This is a genomic window from Pseudonocardia sp. ICBG1293 (genome assembly GCF_020131355.1).
GTDB lineage: Bacteria > Actinomycetota > Actinomycetes > Mycobacteriales > Pseudonocardiaceae > Pseudonocardia.
Genome location: NZ_JAHLEL010000060.1, coordinates 25,077 through 40,930, shown reverse-complemented (window position 1 = coordinate 40,930; position 15,854 = coordinate 25,077). Strand labels below are relative to the sequence as shown.

Here is a 15,854-nt window from a genome sequence, read left to right as displayed (position 1 = left end):
CATGATCGGGGAGGCATCAGCTATAAGAGGTCATTTCAGAACGAGGTCGACGTGTCTGTTGTAGACGACAAGCGGCTATCTGACCTGCCGTTTGATCTGTCGTCGAGGGGTCAATGGAAACTCGACAAGTCGTTCTGAAACGACCTCTAAGGGGTGGCGATGCCAGAGGTACGGAAGCGATACGACCGGGAGTTCCGTGACGGTGCGGTCCGGATCGTCGAGGAGACCGGCAAGCCGATCGCCCAGATCGCCCGCGACCTGGGGGTCAACGAGGGCACACTGGGCAACTGGGTGGCCCGAGCGCGGGAGGCCCGCGAGGACACCGAAGGCCTCTCCCGGGGTGACATCGCCGAGCTCAAGCGGCTGCGGGCGGAGAACGCCGAGCTGCGGATGGAGCGTGATGTCCTCAAACGATCCGTGGTCCTGTGGGTCAAGGAGGCGACGAAGTGAGCGTGGCACGTTTCATCGCCGACCAGAGGACCTTCCACCGGGTGCCGCACACGCTGGCCTGCGCGCTGCTCGGCGTGTCGATCTCCTGGCTGTACAAGTGGCTGAGTCGCGCCACCAGTCCCGGTGGCGGCCTGACTGCGACTGAGGAGCGCCGACGCGCGCTCGACGCCGCCGTGAGGGCCGGGTTCGACGCCGCCGAGCGTCTGCACGGCTCGCCGCGGTTGCACGCGGACCTACGTGAGGCGGGGTGGAAGGTGTCGGAGAAGACCGTGGCGGACTCGATGCGCCGACAGAGCCTGGTCGCCCGCCGCATCCGGAGGCGCAACGGGCTGACCCGCCAGGACAAGGCGGCGCCGAAGTTCCCGGACCTGCTGAACCGCGACTTCACCGCCGCCGAGCCGAACCGCCGCTGGGTCGGGGACATGACCGAGATCCCCACCGCGGCCGGGAAGCTGTATCTGGCCACGGTGATCGACCTGTACTCGCGCAGGTTGCTCGGCGCGGCCACCGGGCTGCACCCCAACGCCGAGCTGGCGTGTGAGGCCATCCGGATGGCCGTCGCGGCCCGCGGCGGCGCGGACGGGATCGCAGGGGTGATCTTTCACACCGACCGCGGCTCGACCTACACCGCCGGCGCGTTCGCCACGTTGTGTCGCCGCCTGGACATCCGCCAGTCCATGGGTCGGGTCGTGTTTCGACAACGCCGCGGCGGAGGCGTTCTTCTCCAGCCTGGAGTGGGAAGTGCTGTCCCGCAACGACTTCGACACCACTGCGAAGGCTCGGGCGGTGGTTATCGACTGGTGCTACGGCTTCTACAACCACCGGCGACGACACAGCGCCGCCGCCGGGCTCGCACCGATCGTCTACGAGAACGCCGCCCTCACTCGAGACGCGGCATAGGGAACCCTCCACGATCTCGGGGGAACCACACCTGACCCGTGTGGTCTGCTCGTAACGTGGCTGCCGGCGCGGGTGCTCGTGGTCGGCCTGCCGCGACGAGAAGGGAGCGGCGGTTGCCCGATCCTGACCAGCACCCGACCGGGTTCGCGGTGTTCTGCGGCCTGGACGTGGGCAAGTCCGAACACCACGCCTGCGCGGTCGACACCAACGGGAAGCGGGTGCACGACAAGGCCCTGCCCAACGACGAATCGGCGCTGCGCACCGTGCTGTCCGGGCTGGCCGAGCACGGCGCGGTGCTGATGGTCATCGACCAGCCCGCCTCGATCGGAGCGCTGGCCATCGCCGTCGCTCGTGATCTGGGGATCACGGTGGCCTACCTGCCCGGGCTGGCGATGCGCCGCATCGCCGACCTGCATCCCGGGCAGGCCAAGACCGACGCCCGCGACGCCCACGTGATCGCCGAGGCCGCCCGGACGATGCCGCACACCCTGCGCCGGGTCGGCACCGACGACGAGACCCTCGCCGAACTCACTGTGCTCGCCGGTTACGACGATGACCTGGCTGGGCAGAGCACCCGGCTGACGAACCGGCTGCGCGACGCCCTGCTGCATGTTCATCCCGCCCTGGAACGCCTGCTCGGGCCACGCCTGGACCGCGGTGGCGTGCTCGACCTGCTCGCGGCCGCGCCCACCCCGCAAGCCCTGCGAGAGCTCGGCGCTGACGGGATCGCCGAGACGATGCGGGCCCGGTCGCCTCGACTGGCCCGCACCCTTCCCGCCCAGATCCTGACCTCGCTCGACGCCCAGAGCCTGACCGTTCCCGGCACGGCCGCGTTCGCCCGTGTCATCACCGGCGTCGCCGGGCAGCTGCGCCAGGTCCACACCGAACGCGACCAGCTCGCCGACGAGCTCGAAGCCCGCCTGGAGGCCCACCCTCTTGGACCGGTCCTGACCTCGATGCCCGGACTCGGGGTCAGGACCGCCATCAAGATCCTCACCATCGTCGGCGACGGCTCCGGGTTCCCCACCGCCGGGCACCTCGCCGCTTACGCCGGCCTCGCCCCAGTCACCCGCCGCTCCGGCACCTCGATCAAAGGCGAAACCCGATCCCAGCGCGGCAACCACGCCCTGAAATCCGCGCTGTTCCTGTCCGCATTCGCCGCCCTGGCCGACCCCGCCAGCCGCGCCTACTACGACCGCAAACGAGCCGCCGGCAAACGACACAACGCCGCCCTGATCTGCCTCGCCCGACGCCGCACCGACGTCATCTACGCCATGCTCCGCGACCGCCGCCCCTACAACCCGCCCACGGTCAACAACCCCGATCCAGAACTCGCCGCCGCTTGACGAACCCATAGAGACACCCCCCCCGAGCGTTTTCCTTAGAGGTCGTTTCAGAACGACTTGTCGAGTTTCCATTGACCCCTCGACGACAGATCAAACGGCAGGTCAGATAGCCGCTTGTCGTCTACAACAGACACGTCGACCTCGTTCTGAAATGACCTCTTAGACGTCGTTTCAGAAGTGGTGGGCCCGGTTCTGCCGGTGACGGCGGGGCTGGCAGCATCGGCTGATGGTCGCGCCTCGTGTGTCTGAGAAGACGAAGATTTTCGAGTTGGAGATCGTCCTGACCGAGGTGGTGCCGGCGGTCCGGCGTCGGGTGCAGGTGCCGGGCGAGGTCGACTTGGCGGTGTTGCACGAGGTGGTGCAGTCAGTGATGGGCTGGACGAACTCTCATCTGCACGAGTTCGAGATCGTCGGGCGCCGCTACGGGATCCCAGACCCGGACTGGCCCGGACAGGATGTCGCCGACGAGACGAAAGAGAAGCTGTTTCGGCTGGTCAAGGCTGGTGACCGGTTCGGTTACGTCTACGACTTCGGTGACAACTGGGCCCACGAGATCACCGTCGAGGCGGTCGCGGCCGTCGAGCCGGGAGTGTGCTATCCGCGATGCGTCGCCGGGCAGGGGGCGTGCCCGCCCGAGGACGTCGGCGGGATCGGGGGGTATGAGGACTTCCAGGCCGTGCTCGCCGACCCTGACCATCCCGACCGCGCCGAGCGCCTGGAGTGGGCGGGCGGGCCGTTCGACCCGCACCGCTTCGACCCTGACGAGGCCGACCGGGCCTTGGAGTGGCTGGCCTGGCGGCCGCTGGCCCCGACCTCGTAGGCGAGTGCCTCAGCGAGGGCTGGGTCGACCATCACTTCGGCTTCGGCTTGGTGAGGCGGCGGTGGCAGATCAGGGCGCAGGCCAGCGATAACAGCGCGGTGATCGTGGATTCGGCGCGGTCGTAGCGCAGCGCGAGGCGGCGGAAGTCCAGCAGCCAGGACATGGTGCGCTCGACGACCCAGCGGACCCGCCCGAGCCGGGTGGAGTCCTCGATCCCGCGCCGGGCGATCCGCACCCCGATCCCACGCCCACTCAGGTAGCGGCGGCAGCGGGGATAGTCGTAGCCCTTGTCGGCGTGCACCTTGTCCGGCCGACGTCGCGGACGCCCCGGCTGTCCCGCCCGTTCGCGGACGCCGGGGTTGGTGTCCAGCAGCGGGGCGAGCATCCGACTGTCGTGGGTGTTCGCCCCGGTGACCAGCGCATGCAGCGGGAGCCCGCCTCGGTCGCAGAGCACGTGGTACTTGCTGCCCGCCTTCCCGCGATCGGTCGGCGAGGGCCCGGTGGCCTCGCCGCGGCGCTTGGCCCGCACGCTCACGCTGTCCACCGCCGCCCGCGACCAGTCCAGCAGGCCCTGCTGGGCGAGGCGGTCGAGCATCACCCGGTGCAGCTGGGCCCAGACCCCGGCCTGCTGCCACTGCCGTAGCCGCCGCCAGCAGGTCACTCCGGACCCACAGCCGAGCTCGGCGGGCAGCGCGTTCCAGCTGATCCCGGTCTTGAGCACGAACACGATCCCGGCCAGAGCGGCCCGATCCGGCACCCGCGGACGGCCTGTCCGTCCCCGCTTGTGCTTGCGCGGCTTGGGCAGCAGCGGCTCCACCAGCGCCCACAGCTCGTCGCTCACCAATCGCTCGACACAAGATCGCCGCGCCACGACCGGACATGATCAGCTACCAGCGCCGATCCACACAGGACCGACACGCCGACTTCTGAAACGACCTCTTATTAGAGCGTCCGGCAGTAGAGGTGGCCGTGTGTCGGTGTTGGTAGAGACACGGACCTGCAAGTGATCATGGGATTGCTGATGTCCTGATGGTCGCCTGGAGAGTCCGTGCCTCTACCTGCAACGACACCCCCACGACCTCATTTGCCGGGCGCTCTAACTCGCTCAGCCGCAGGCGGCAGCCCGGCGACCGCGGTCCGCCCAGCCCCGCCCCGCCCCGGACCGGACCGGACCGGGGCTGGGCTGGGCGGGGTGGGGTGGGGTGGAGCGGACCGGCGAAGATCATCAGTAGATGCATAGGTCCGGTGGCGGTTGATCTTCAGCGGCGGGACACCACCGAAGATCAACACGGGCCGTCGCCGCTCGCACTAGACAGCGCTAGACGTACGCGCCCCAAGATCAACAGTCACCTCACCTATGCACAGCGTTGTGATCCCGGACCCGGCGCCGGTGCCGGTGCCGGTGCCGGTGCCGCACGAACGCTTCACTCCCGACCGCACCGCACCGCACCGCACCGGGAGAACCGCCACGGCCCCGCCTCCGGCGGAGCAAGCTATAGCCTTAGCCCGGCTAAGAGGTCGTTTCAGAACGACTTGTCGAGTTTCCATTGACCCCTCGACGACAGATCAAACGGCAGGTCAGATAGCCGCTTGTCGTCTACAACAGACACGTCGACCTCGTTCTGAAATGACCTCTAAGTGGGTGTCGCAAAGAGCCGGTCCCGCATGGCGGGTCGCTGCGCTGAGCCGAAAAGACGGGCTGCCGCGCCGCTTCCGGTCCTCACCCGCCCCGGGGGCGGGCTCCGGTCCGGATCGACTTGCCCACGACAGGCGGGCCGGTCGCTACCGACCCGCACCCAAGATCACTCCAGCGGCCGCCGTCACTGCCATGCACATCAACCGAACACAGCCCGTTTCGAATTTCTTAGGTAGATGAAAAAGCGCCGCGGCAGAACATATCGCTAAAGGCCCACAGTGCACTATTGCCTCTGCCCCATCGACCCGCCCGCCAGCAAACAGCCAAGCACCCGGAAGCCACCCCAGCATAGCAGCTCCGAAACCAGCAAAGAAGCTGTCATCTGCCCACCATGACGCATCCACTACACCGTCAAGGCCCGCCCCCGAGCGAAGCAATCGCGACACTCTTACCGCGTCCCAAGCTAGTACAAGGAAGGCCGACGCAATGATGACCCATTCCAGTACAGTGTAGATTGCGGAGAGATTCATAGATTCCCATCGATCAGCGATTCGCCGCTCCGAGTCAGAACTTCCGCCTACGAATGAGCGTTGGGTCTACCAGCAATTCTGGATGACCTTGTCGACTCCGAGGATTTCAGCGGCAAGCGCGCCCCCGCCAATTCCGCCCTCTTCGAAAACTTCCACTAGAGCAGTCTTGAACTTCTTCCCCTGCTTTTTCTTCGCCTGCAGCTTATCGATGACCTTACCGACACCGCCAAACTTATCCACGATCCGCTTGATCTTAATAATCTTCGCGGCCGCTACCGCATTAGAGCCAATTGCAATAAGAATCCCGTACGAGCACTGTGCGAGATTGAAGGCATAGGGCGCCGCTTCAGGCGACGCATTATAGTTACTCTCCAGCCAGGCAACAGTAGCCTGATCTCCCTGGAGCAGAACGTCCTCAGGAATAGATTCAAGCACTCTGAGTGCATTCTCAACTGCGGCCACGTCTTCCCCGGCTGAAGCCGCCACTAACTTCAATCCTTCCGCCGACGCCATACCCGTAGTCGAGACAGTCGTCATCGACGGGGCTCCAGCGGCAGCAATCCCCGTAGCCGACCCCATCCCAACAGCCACGACCACCACAGTCCCGACAACACGGGTCACGAACTTCTTTGTTCTCATGACTCGCATGCGAACACGCCCCTCCCCGTTGGTCAAGAACATCACCAGACGCAACTACACGAACACACTCAGTACGTCACAAACAGACACACACCACGCAAATCACCACCCACGCCTCAAGCCTCTTCACCTTGCTTGAAAAGGCATTGAACTTCGTACTCCCACTCCTGGGGCACTCCGTGCCCCACGTTGGGTGGTGCTGGGCCCGCCGGACACCTCGACCGGCCGTCAGCGAAGCAGGGCGGTTGAGCTGTTCGGCGGGCCCAGCACCACCCAACCCACCCAACCCGCAGGTCACACCCCATCCCGGCCGAGCAACACCCCAGCACCACATCAACGCCGCTTCACAGGCGCTTCCAGCCACTTCAAAGCCGCTCTCGGGCCCCAGTACCCCGCGCCGCCGCCACCCCGGCGCCCCTCGTCGCCGCATCGACAGCCCGAGAATCCCCGATCGAACTCCCGGGGACGATCTATGCAAATCCAGGGAAACCCGAGCCACTAGTAAGCCAATCCAGGACCCTCCTCGCCTCCAAGCACCGCCGCGAGACACTGGGACGCAACACCGAAAAGCGCTCCACAAATTCATCGACACCGCCCCTGCAAGAACCGCCTACAACGCCACGAAAGAGACCAGACGACCCTACCCAGACGGAAGCCCATAGCGAGGCTCAACCCGGGCCGATCAGCCGCCCTTAACGACAATCCACTACCCCAAAGAAAAGCACGCTAGAAAAACGTCCGCCGGGCCGTCCGTAGCCACGACGAAGGCGATTCCTGGCGCCGCGAAAAAACCGCGCCGCAGCAGCAGGCGCGTCCCCGCCATGGAGCACCACCAACGCTGTCACGCAGAGTAATATTTCGGGGGATGTCCCGAAACGACCCCCAACCCGTCACAACCCGCCTCACCCGCCTCACCGTCAGTGTTTCAGCAGGTCAGGACCCGATTTTGGGTGAGGCGGGTTGTAGGGGTGAGGCGGGTCAACCCGCCTCACCCCTACCCTGAACTGCCCACTCACGCGAGCCGAAGATCGCCCTTTATTGGCCTTGACCAGCGCTGATGATTCGCAAGTAGTGGTCGCAAGAGGTTCGTCACGTTCCGTGACTGAATCCGAGGCGAGGAGGCCCAGGGAAGACCGCCGCGGACCGGTTCGAGGTGCGAGGTTGACAGGCCCGCCGGGGGCGTGGCCTCCTGGATAGGCGACCTCGCCGCCCGGCGGGCTGCGGTCGCCGACCCGGATACCCGTCCGGGGCGGTGACCTAACCGAACGACCTATCAAGTTAGGTGGTCGGCTATGGGCCATGCTGCCCTTGGCGTCTGCACGTCTCCACCCCGGCACGGGGTTTCTTCCTCCGCTCCACACGCGAGTAGCTCTGATCCCGGCTCTGACCTGGGGATTCGTGGGTTCGGGTGGTGTCCGGATGGTTTGACCGAGCGGGTCATCGACCGCCTCTACGGCGACCTCCTCGCCAGCCCGGACGAGTCCGACGGGCCCAGTGGGCCTCCAGAGGGCGCCGACGCGGCGCCGGGCACCCCGGACGGCGCTTCGGGCTCGTCTCGGCTGCTCACGCTCCCCGTCCGGCGGGTGTGTGCTGGTCAGGCGGCTGGTCGGGGTGGTGAGGCGGCATGAACGCCCCGCTACGCGCCACGGCCCGGACGATCGGCTCCGCGATCGCTGACCGGGCGATCGAGGTCAGCGCCGTCACCGTCTTGACCGCCGCAACGGTGGTCGTGACCTGGTGGTTCGCCGCGCCGACCGTGCTCGCCGCCGGGTGGTGGATCGCGGTCGAGGTGCGCCTGTGGCACGCCCGCCGCTCCGCGCAGGCGTCGACCGCCGAGGCTCAGGCGCCTGCCGCAGGCGTCGCCTCACCGGCCGCTGAGCTGCCTTCTGAGTCGGTTTCGGCTGGTCAGCAGGTGGACGGGAGGGCCGGGGCATGACCACCACGGCCTCTTCTCCGCACTCGTGGGTGTCGTCGCGGGCGGCGGATCGCCGCGAGACCCGCGCTCTGGAAGCTCGTCTTGCTCGCGAAGACGCTGACGCTGCCGTCCGGCGGCGGATCGACGAGCAGAACGCCCGCCAAGAGCGGGCACGAGCCGACCGCGAGAGCGCTGAACGGCGACGGGCCGAGCAGCGGCAAGCCCGTGCAGCCGCACGGAATAGGGCGCTGACCTGGGCATCCACCCACATCGTCGAACTGCTGATCTACCCGATCGCGGTCCTGTCCTTCGCCCTCGCCGCACCAGCGATGGCCGCCTACGGCACCCACCTCTACGGCCCACTCGGCGTGCTCCTGTCCGGGATCACCGAATTCGGCATGTGGGCCTTCGCCCTCGCCGTCCTCGCCGCCCGCCGCCAGACTCCCGAGCGTCCCGTCCTCGGCCTGCAAGCCGGGGTCGTGCTCTTCTCCCTGGTCGCCGCCGGGATGAACCTGCTCCACGGCCTCGAACAGAGCCTCACCGCCGGTGTCGTGATGGCCGGCGTGTCCATCTCTGGGGTCGCCGCCCACCAGCTCACTCTCGCCGGAACATCCCGCTCACACACCTACCACCCGAAGACAGACCGGGCCTCCGCCGAGGAGTCGGCGGGGGAGTCGAGGCCACCTCGATCATCGTCGAACCGGGGAGTCGACCCCGACCACGATCATGAAAACGCCTTGACCGGGCGCACCCTGGATGATCTTCGCGGCCTGCTCCACGCCGCCATCGACGACGGCCGGGTCGACCCGGGCTCGGCCGAGTCGATCCGCCGCGCCCTGCGCTGCTCCGCCGCTCGGGCCCGCCACCTCCGCGACACCTACCGCGACGCGCAGCGGGACGGCGGTGGTCTGCGATGAGCCGCCACGACGACCACAACGGCCGGGAAGAGTGTGGCGGCGCCAGCCCAGCCCACCACGCGTCATCAGGGGACGAGCTGGCGCCGGTCATCTCTCTACACCACCGCACCGACAACACCGACCAGCCGGTGGTGGTCGAGGGCGAGATCGTGGCCTGCGGCCCGCCGGTAGAAGCCCCGGCGGCCGGGACTGAGCTGGTGTCGCGGCGGGACTTCTACCGTCATGACGTTGTGACGGTACGACGGCATGCCGTCACTGTCGCCACCTCGACGACAACAGTGTCGACGTCGAAAGCGCTGGTCAGGAACGCCTTCTACGTGTTCTCCGGGGCTGGGGTGCTCGTTCAGCGCTGGCGGGACACCCACGGCACCACCCGCTACGAGCGTCAGATGCGCGCCGCTGAGGCCGCCTGCGACCACGACCGCCTGTTGGAGTGGGAGGCCCGCGACACCGCCGAGAAGCAGCGGCGCCACGGCCGGGTCATGGACTGGATCACCGCGCCACTCGCGTGGCTGCGCGACGCCGGGACCGCTGTCCTCGGCGCCCTCGGCCTGCTGCTCGGGCTCGGGACCATCCTCGCCATCGCCTCCCAGGACATCTCCCAGGTCATCGCCCCGATCGTCGCCGTGATCGACACGATCGCCTGGACCGTCACCTTCGTGACCATCTATGCCTCCCTGCTCACCACCCTCGCCCTGACCGGCGCCGTCGTGGGCCTGTGGGCGCTCGGGAAGGCCCGCACCGACGCCCCAGCCTGGGTCGCACCCGTCGGGCAGCGCCCGGTCGACGAGGCAGTGACACCGTCGAAGACGGTCATCGCGCTGCGCGACCTCGGTATCACCGCGTTGACCAGGGCGATCAAACGCTGCGAGGACGCGGGCGGGGCGATGCTGTCCCCGATCCGGATCGCTGGGTGCGGTGTCGAGGTCGACGTCCGGCTCCCCTCCGGCGTCGTGACCTCGGATATCCAGTCCCGGCGGCGTGCGCTCGCGGAGAACCTGGATCGCCATGAGCACGAGGTGTTCCTCTCCATTCCCGCGCCGCGCACGGTGCGGGTCTGGATCGCCGACCCGGGTGCACTCGACCAGCCGATCGGGCCGTCCCCGCTGGTCACCGACCCCGACCGGCCACGCTCCGACGTCTACACCGGCCGGGCCCCGTGGGGTCAGGACCTGCGCGGGGACCGGTGTTCGATCTCGCTCAAGCAGTTCCACCTGTTGATCACCGGGTTGTCCAACCAGGGTAAGACCGCCGCGCTGCGCGCCCTCGCGCTCTGGGCGGCCTTCGACCCCAGCGCAGAGTTCTGGATCGCCGATCTCAAAGGCATCGGGGACTGGCACATGTTCACCGGCCTGGCCACCGAGCTGGTCGAGGGCCCGGCGGATGAGCACGTCATCGCCGCGACCGTCCTGCTCGAAGCGGCTGTGGCCGAGATGCAACGCCGCCTCACCAGCCTCGACCGCAACGCGTTTCCCGACGGCGTCACCCGCGATCTGGCCCGAGCGCCCGGGTCCGGGTTCCACCCGCTGTTCGTCGTCGTCGATGAGGGGGCGCCGTAGTATCCGGAATTTTTCGGGCGGATATGGAGGATGCAGGGCTGTGACCTCGTGGTTCGTGGGGATAGGTCAGATAAGAGGTCGCGCGGATTGGTTGGTGATCATGGACGTCGTGCAGGTCGGGCGTTCCAGCGGTGTGTGGTCCAGGCCTGCCGAATCAAGCTACGGAGTGTGACGATCGTGTCGGCGAGGTCGAAGAACGCGTCGACGACGATTTCTCGTCGTTCGTAGCAGCGCTGCAGCCGGTTGAAGCTGTTGTGCCAAGCGTTGGTCCGCTCGACGTGCCAGCGGCGGGTGGCCTGGATCGGCGCTTTCTCACCCTTGTGCGCGATCTCGCCGTGCAGGCCTCGTTCGGCCAGCGTGTCGCGGGTCTTGCCGGAGTCATAGCCGGCGTCGAGGTGCACGGTGATGTCGTCGGGCAGCGGGCCGAGAGCATCGAGGCGGTCGAGGGTGGGGCCCAGTAGCGGGGAGTCGTGCCGGTTGGCTCCGGCCAGGACTCGGCCCAGCGGGATGCCGTATCCCTCGACGAGCACCGAACGTTTCATACCCTGTTTGCGCCGGTCCACCGGCGACGGACCGGCGACCTCGCCGCCGCCGGGGGCCTTGGTGATGGCGCCATCGACGGCGATGTCGTGCAGCAGCAGACCGACGATGCGGTCGTAGGCGTCCAGGACGATCCGACGCAGCTGGGCGAAGACCCCGAGCCTGATCCACTCGTCACGACGATCGCGGATGGTGGTCGCCGAGCAGGTGCTGTCAGCGATGCCCTCATACGAGCAGCCGAACCGCAGTACCTGCAGGAGCTTGTCGAACACGATCCGATCCGCGATCCGGCGGCGATGGCAGCCCAGCGGATGGGTGGGATCGAACTCGTCTCGATGAGGCAGCAGCGCGGTGAACTGGTCCCACAACGGCTCGGTCAGCCATGATGGCAGGGTGGGCACGCGGCCTCCAGACGATCACGAAGCGTAGATAACTTCATGATCGGCAGGCCCGTACCCGCCCTCGCCCCCAGACACTCGACCGCGGCCAAGCTGTGACCAATCCGCGCGACCTCTAAGCCGCGATTATCGCGTGTCTCAATCTATCGAGGCGGAAGCGACCATGGACTCGTCTCGACAGCAGTGGCCACGGAGTGCGCTGCCAGAGACGACAGTGGGTCTGAGCAGCGACGATGGGTGCTGTGGTGGCTGGCCAGTGAGTGAAACTTGCCCGATGACGGGGGCGTCGCGTCGTGAGGACGGCGAACCTGATCAGAACAGGGTGTCGCGGACACGTAGTGGTCGGTAGCCGGTCGGGCTGAGTTGGGCGAGTTCGCCGTCGATGTCGACCTCGATGGCGCCGAAGAAGTTGATGTTCTCCGAGTGGGCCGGGGAGATGTGGGCCAGGACCTCGTCGTCGATGCGGCGACCGGCGGCGCGCATCTGCTCGACGGCCAGGCCGTAGTACTCGGTCGTCCAGGTGACCACGGCGTTGGTGACGAGGGTGAGGCACCACGCCTGCTCGGTCTGTCCCTCCAGGTGTCGGGCGCGGATCATGCCCTCGTGGGCGTAGAGCAGGTCCCGCTTGAGCGCGTGCAGCGACTCGCCCTTGTTCAGCTGCCGGGAGATCTTGCGCCGGTAGGCCGGATCGGACAGGTACCGGGCGGTGTAGACGGTTCTGCGCAGCGCGCCGTACTCCTTGAGCGCCGCGGCGAGCGCGTTCTGCCGCCCGGACGCCGAGAGTTTCCCGACCAGTAGCGATGCGGTGGCGTGCCCGAACTTCAGCGACCCGGCCAGGCGCAGCAGGTCGTCCCAGTGCTCGGCGATCAGGTCGGTGTTGAGCTTGCGAGCCAACAGCGGCCCCGTCAGGGGGAACGCCGTCTCGGCCGCCGCCTTCGCACCCGTCCGGTAGAGAGTGATCTTGCCCAGGTCCCGGATCCGCGGTGAGAGCTGCAACCCGAGCAGGTCGAACAGCCCGAAGTTGACCAGGGTGACGCCGTGCGTGTCGGTGGCGTGCTCGGTGATCGGGATGTCGGTCGCGTTGCCGAGGATCTCGTCCAGGACGTAGTGCGCCTCGCGTTTCGTGGCGACGATGATCTTCGTGCCGTAGGTGGTATGCTGATCGGTCACGTGCGTGTAGGTCGACAGGCCCTCGTGCGCAAAATACCTGCTCAGAGCCCTGGCGGTGACCGACTTACCTCGCGTCGGGAACCGCTGACCGTCCGAAGAGGACAGCGTGCCGGTGCCGAACACCGGGGTCAGCGGCAGGCGCTGGTGGTAGCCGATCAGCGCCAGGTTCGCCGCCCGCAGCGTTTCCTCCCGTACGTACCACTCGGCGGTCCAGGCCAGGATGTCGTAGGAGATCCCGCACGCGTCCGCCATCCGTGTGAGCCCGAGGTTGGTGGACTGGGCGAGCAACACCGCGATCAGGTTCCGCTTCAGCTCGCGCGTGCGGGCCTGCTTGCCGCCGGCGTGGGTGAAGCAGTCCAGGAACCCGGTGCGCTTGTCCATCTCGATCAGCAGCGACACGATCGGCGCGAACGGCAGCATCTCGGTCAGCTCCGCCTTCAACGCTCTCGCCTCGGCCGGGATGTCCTCCGCGGTCAGCGGGGAGATCACCAGATCGCCGTCGTCGTCCAGGCGGACCGGGCCGTCGCCGTGGGCGAGCGTCGTTTCCAGCTTGCCCAGCGCGGTGTGCAGCTCGTCTTCGGCCTCGGCCAGGCCGGTGGCGGCGTCGGAGGGTTTGCCGACCAGTCGGCAGAACTCCGCCCGCTGATCCGCCCACTTGTCCTCGGTGAGCAGGTAGGCGGCCGGGTCGGAGTAACGGCGGCTGCCCGGCACGAACACGTCCCCGGTGCGCAGCCCGTCCCGCAGGGCCAGCAGCACGCACAGCTCCCAGTAATGCCGATACGCCGTCGCGCTGCGGTTCGCCGCGGCGGTGTCCAGGTAGCCGCGGAAGCGGGCCGGGACGAACCCGCTCGGCGCGTCGTCGGGGACCTTGCGGGCGCCGGTGGCGTTGAGCTCCCGCAGGATCGCCACCGCCTCCAGCAGCTCGGCCGCGGCGGTGCCGCCGGCGAAGGTCACGGCGTCGAGGACGTTCGGGGTGAACTGGCGCAGGTACCCGTACGAGCCGTCCAGCGCGGCGAGGTGCCCGTGATCGCGCGGCAGCGGCGGCAACGCGCTCGACTGCGCCGAACGCAGCCGGTCCCAGCCGACCCGCTCGCCCCGGATCAGACCGCCGACATCGCCGTCCGGCACCGCCGGGTCGGCCACGATGGCCAAGATCGCGTCCAAAAGCTCCTGGCGGTCCTCCCCGGACTTGGCGCGTTCGGCCAGATAGTCCCGCATCCTGTGCGCGGCCTTGCTCTCCCGCGCCGAGAGCGCCTGGTCGAACAGCGCCACCACCTCGTCGAGCACCTCGGTCGCCGACTGGGCCAGCAACGTCAGCAAGATCGGGTACCGGCGTTCCGGCTCCCGCCGTTCCAGCGCTTGGGCGGTGAGGCGGCGACCGACCGTGGCCAGGAACCGGCGGCGTTCGGCCGGCAGCACCGACAGGTCCAACGCGTGGGCGTCCATTCCGCGCAGGAACTCCAGCTTCGCGATCTCGGCCTTCACCGCCGCGGGCGAGGCCTCCACCGGCCCCTTCCCCAGCCACCGCAGCCGGGTCATCCCGATCTCCGAATCCACCACCAGCAGCCCGTCCAGCCCGACGCGGCGGGCGTCGGTGAACTCGTGCGCCAACCGGTCGAACGTCTCCTGCCGGGCCACCTCGCGGGCGTGGGCGACCCGCTTGACCACCGTCACCGGTCCCGGCCGGATCACCCGCGCCGAGATCAGGAACTCGCACGCCAGCCGGAACAGCAGCGTCGGCGAATCATGCTCCATCGCCCGCGCCAGCAGGAACTCGTCGAGCTCCTTGATCTCCAGCGTCGTCGGCGGCCGCCACCCCAGATACTGCGCCGCCAGCCGAAGATGCTCGGTGCGGGTCTTCGCCCGGCGCCCATACGAACCGATCACGGCCGGATCCACGCGCAACTGCTCAGCCAGGCGCACCACCGCCGCCTGCGGCGCCGACGCCACCTCATCCGGCACGAACCCCAACCACGACAACGAGCACACCGCGACCGCCAGACCCAGCCGATCCGCCGCGCCCCGGCCCCGACCGGGATCAACAAACGCAACGTCCGCCGGGGCCAGCGTGAAGAACCGGAACAACTCCTCCCGGCCGATCTCCGGGAACCGCCGCAGCCTCTCCAGCTCGACGTCTGTGAACACCGGAGCGACCACCCGACAACCTCCCGACCAGAACCCCAGAAACCCCCTGGTCAGGAGCCTACCCAGCCATATCCGCCCGATTATTCCCGGATACTACGGCGACCCCTCACCGACCTCCTCCAGGTCCAGGCCGACCGACTCCTCGACACCGACGACAGCCCGGAAGACGACGAGAACTCCACCGACCCTGTCACCGACAGTCACAACCCGGAGTAGGTCACATGGGGTGAGGCGCGGGGTGAGGTAGCGCCAGTCGGGGTGGACGTCCACCCCGACCCTCACCCCACCCTCACCCTGACCCTCACCCCTAATCACCAGCGGTAATCGGTCTCGGGGTGAGGGGTGAGGCGGGGTGAAGCAACCCCCCGCAACACCCGTAATCCAGCACAAACACGGGACAGGCCCGCCCCGCGGCGCCTCACCCCGCCGCCTTCGCACACCCACAGTCAGTTACTCACAGTTACCGATGGTTGGAGGAGTCATGCCCGCCCTTGAACGACCGGAACCACCCACACCACGTGACCGGCGCGTCTCCCGCGGGCTGCCACACCCGGCCCCGCGCTTCACCGATAGCGACCGGGCCGAGGCCTTGGAGGTGATCGGGTTCGTCGACCCGGTCGTCCTTGCGGCGGTGCTCGGGCGGGCGCAGCCGTCGGCGCCGCTGCTGGTTGCTGCGAGGGTCGGGGTGGAGGTCGCCGACCTGCGGCACGCGCACTGGACCGCCCTCCGCGACGCCAGCAAGGACATCTCCGTCGCCTACGCAGAAGCGGGACTGGCCCGGCGGCCGTCCCTCGCCGAGTTGCTGCGGCGCCGCTACCCGCCGAACGGCGACATCGACGAATGGATCCACGACCGGGCCGTGGCATGACCACCCAACAGCATTTCGGCT

12 protein-coding genes and 1 pseudogene are annotated in these 15,854 nt (G+C 68.0%); 9 read left to right on the top strand and 4 right to left on the bottom strand.

Annotation, left to right across the window (positions count from 1 at the left end; translation table 11 throughout):
• Window positions 1-159: 159 nt before the first annotated feature.
• The 5 genes and pseudogenes from KPF47_RS34335 to KPF47_RS34315 all read left to right on the top strand — a co-directional run bounded on the left by KPF47_RS34335 (window position 160) and on the right by KPF47_RS34315 (window position 3,516).
• Window positions 160-450 carry a transposase gene (locus KPF47_RS34335; RefSeq protein ID WP_178374588.1) on the top strand — a complete coding sequence of 97 codons (291 nt, stop codon included), beginning with the start codon at window positions 160-162 and terminating at the stop codon, window positions 448-450.
• Window positions 426-1,127, top strand: a pseudogene (locus KPF47_RS34330) (IS3 family transposase); the annotation flags it as partial. The gene KPF47_RS34335 and the pseudogene KPF47_RS34330, both read left to right, overlap by 25 nt.
• A gap of 64 nt (window positions 1,128-1,191) precedes the next feature.
• The gene (locus KPF47_RS41195; RefSeq protein WP_224392823.1) at window positions 1,192-1,350 is read left to right on the top strand and encodes an IS3 family transposase; all 159 of its coding nucleotides are present in this window, start codon (window positions 1,192-1,194) and stop codon (window positions 1,348-1,350) included.
• Window positions 1,351-1,463: 113 nt separating this feature from the next.
• The gene (locus KPF47_RS34320) at window positions 1,464-2,696 is read left to right on the top strand and encodes an IS110 family transposase (RefSeq protein ID WP_224386690.1); all 1,233 of its coding nucleotides are present in this window, start codon (window positions 1,464-1,466) and stop codon (window positions 2,694-2,696) included.
• 226 nt (window positions 2,697-2,922) lie between these two features.
• On the top strand, window positions 2,923-3,516 hold the full coding sequence (locus KPF47_RS34315) for a plasmid pRiA4b ORF-3 family protein (RefSeq protein ID WP_224386178.1): 594 nt from the start codon (window positions 2,923-2,925) through the stop codon (window positions 3,514-3,516).
• Between the two features lie 31 nt (window positions 3,517-3,547).
• Here the strand turns inward: KPF47_RS34315 and KPF47_RS34310 are convergent, their stop codons facing one another.
• Window positions 3,548-4,387: an IS5 family transposase gene (locus KPF47_RS34310; RefSeq protein WP_224386569.1), complete on the bottom strand. Its 840-nt coding sequence runs from the start codon at window positions 4,385-4,387 to the stop codon at window positions 3,548-3,550.
• Window positions 4,388-5,748: 1,361 nt separating this feature from the next.
• Window positions 5,749-6,321, bottom strand: coding sequence for a hypothetical protein (locus KPF47_RS34305; protein WP_224392799.1), 573 nt, complete (start codon window positions 6,319-6,321; stop codon window positions 5,749-5,751).
• Window positions 6,322-7,945: 1,624 nt separating this feature from the next.
• Here KPF47_RS34305 and KPF47_RS34300 point away from each other — a divergent pair.
• Genes KPF47_RS34300 through KPF47_RS34290 form a run of 3 tightly spaced genes read left to right on the top strand, consistent with a single transcriptional unit; the run spans window position 7,946 to window position 10,712 of the window.
• On the top strand, window positions 7,946-8,257 hold the full coding sequence (locus tag KPF47_RS34300; RefSeq protein ID WP_224392798.1) for a hypothetical protein: 312 nt from the start codon (window positions 7,946-7,948) through the stop codon (window positions 8,255-8,257).
• On the top strand, window positions 8,254-9,153 hold the full coding sequence (locus tag KPF47_RS34295) for a hypothetical protein (protein WP_224392797.1): 900 nt from the start codon (window positions 8,254-8,256) through the stop codon (window positions 9,151-9,153). Before KPF47_RS34300 ends, KPF47_RS34295 begins: the two co-directional genes overlap by 4 nt.
• Complete coding sequence (locus tag KPF47_RS34290; RefSeq protein ID WP_224392796.1) at window positions 9,150-10,712, top strand: ATP-binding protein; 1,563 nt, start codon at window positions 9,150-9,152, stop codon at window positions 10,710-10,712. Before KPF47_RS34295 ends, KPF47_RS34290 begins: the two co-directional genes overlap by 4 nt.
• 98 nt (window positions 10,713-10,810) lie before the next feature.
• On the opposite strand, the gene KPF47_RS34285 is transcribed toward KPF47_RS34290, so the two are convergent.
• Both KPF47_RS34285 and KPF47_RS34280 read right to left on the bottom strand, forming a co-directional pair.
• Window positions 10,811-11,653, bottom strand: a complete 843-nt coding sequence (locus tag KPF47_RS34285; RefSeq protein ID WP_224386276.1) for an IS5 family transposase — start codon at window positions 11,651-11,653, stop codon at window positions 10,811-10,813.
• A 309-nt stretch (window positions 11,654-11,962) separates the two neighbouring features.
• Complete coding sequence (locus KPF47_RS34280) at window positions 11,963-14,965, bottom strand: Tn3 family transposase (RefSeq protein ID WP_224386186.1); 3,003 nt, start codon at window positions 14,963-14,965, stop codon at window positions 11,963-11,965.
• 595 nt (window positions 14,966-15,560) lie between these two features.
• On the opposite strand from KPF47_RS34280, the gene KPF47_RS34275 reads away from it, so the two are divergent.
• Window positions 15,561-15,833: a hypothetical protein gene (locus tag KPF47_RS34275; RefSeq protein WP_224392795.1), complete on the top strand. Its 273-nt coding sequence runs from the start codon at window positions 15,561-15,563 to the stop codon at window positions 15,831-15,833.
• Window positions 15,834-15,854: the final 21 nt, after the last annotated feature.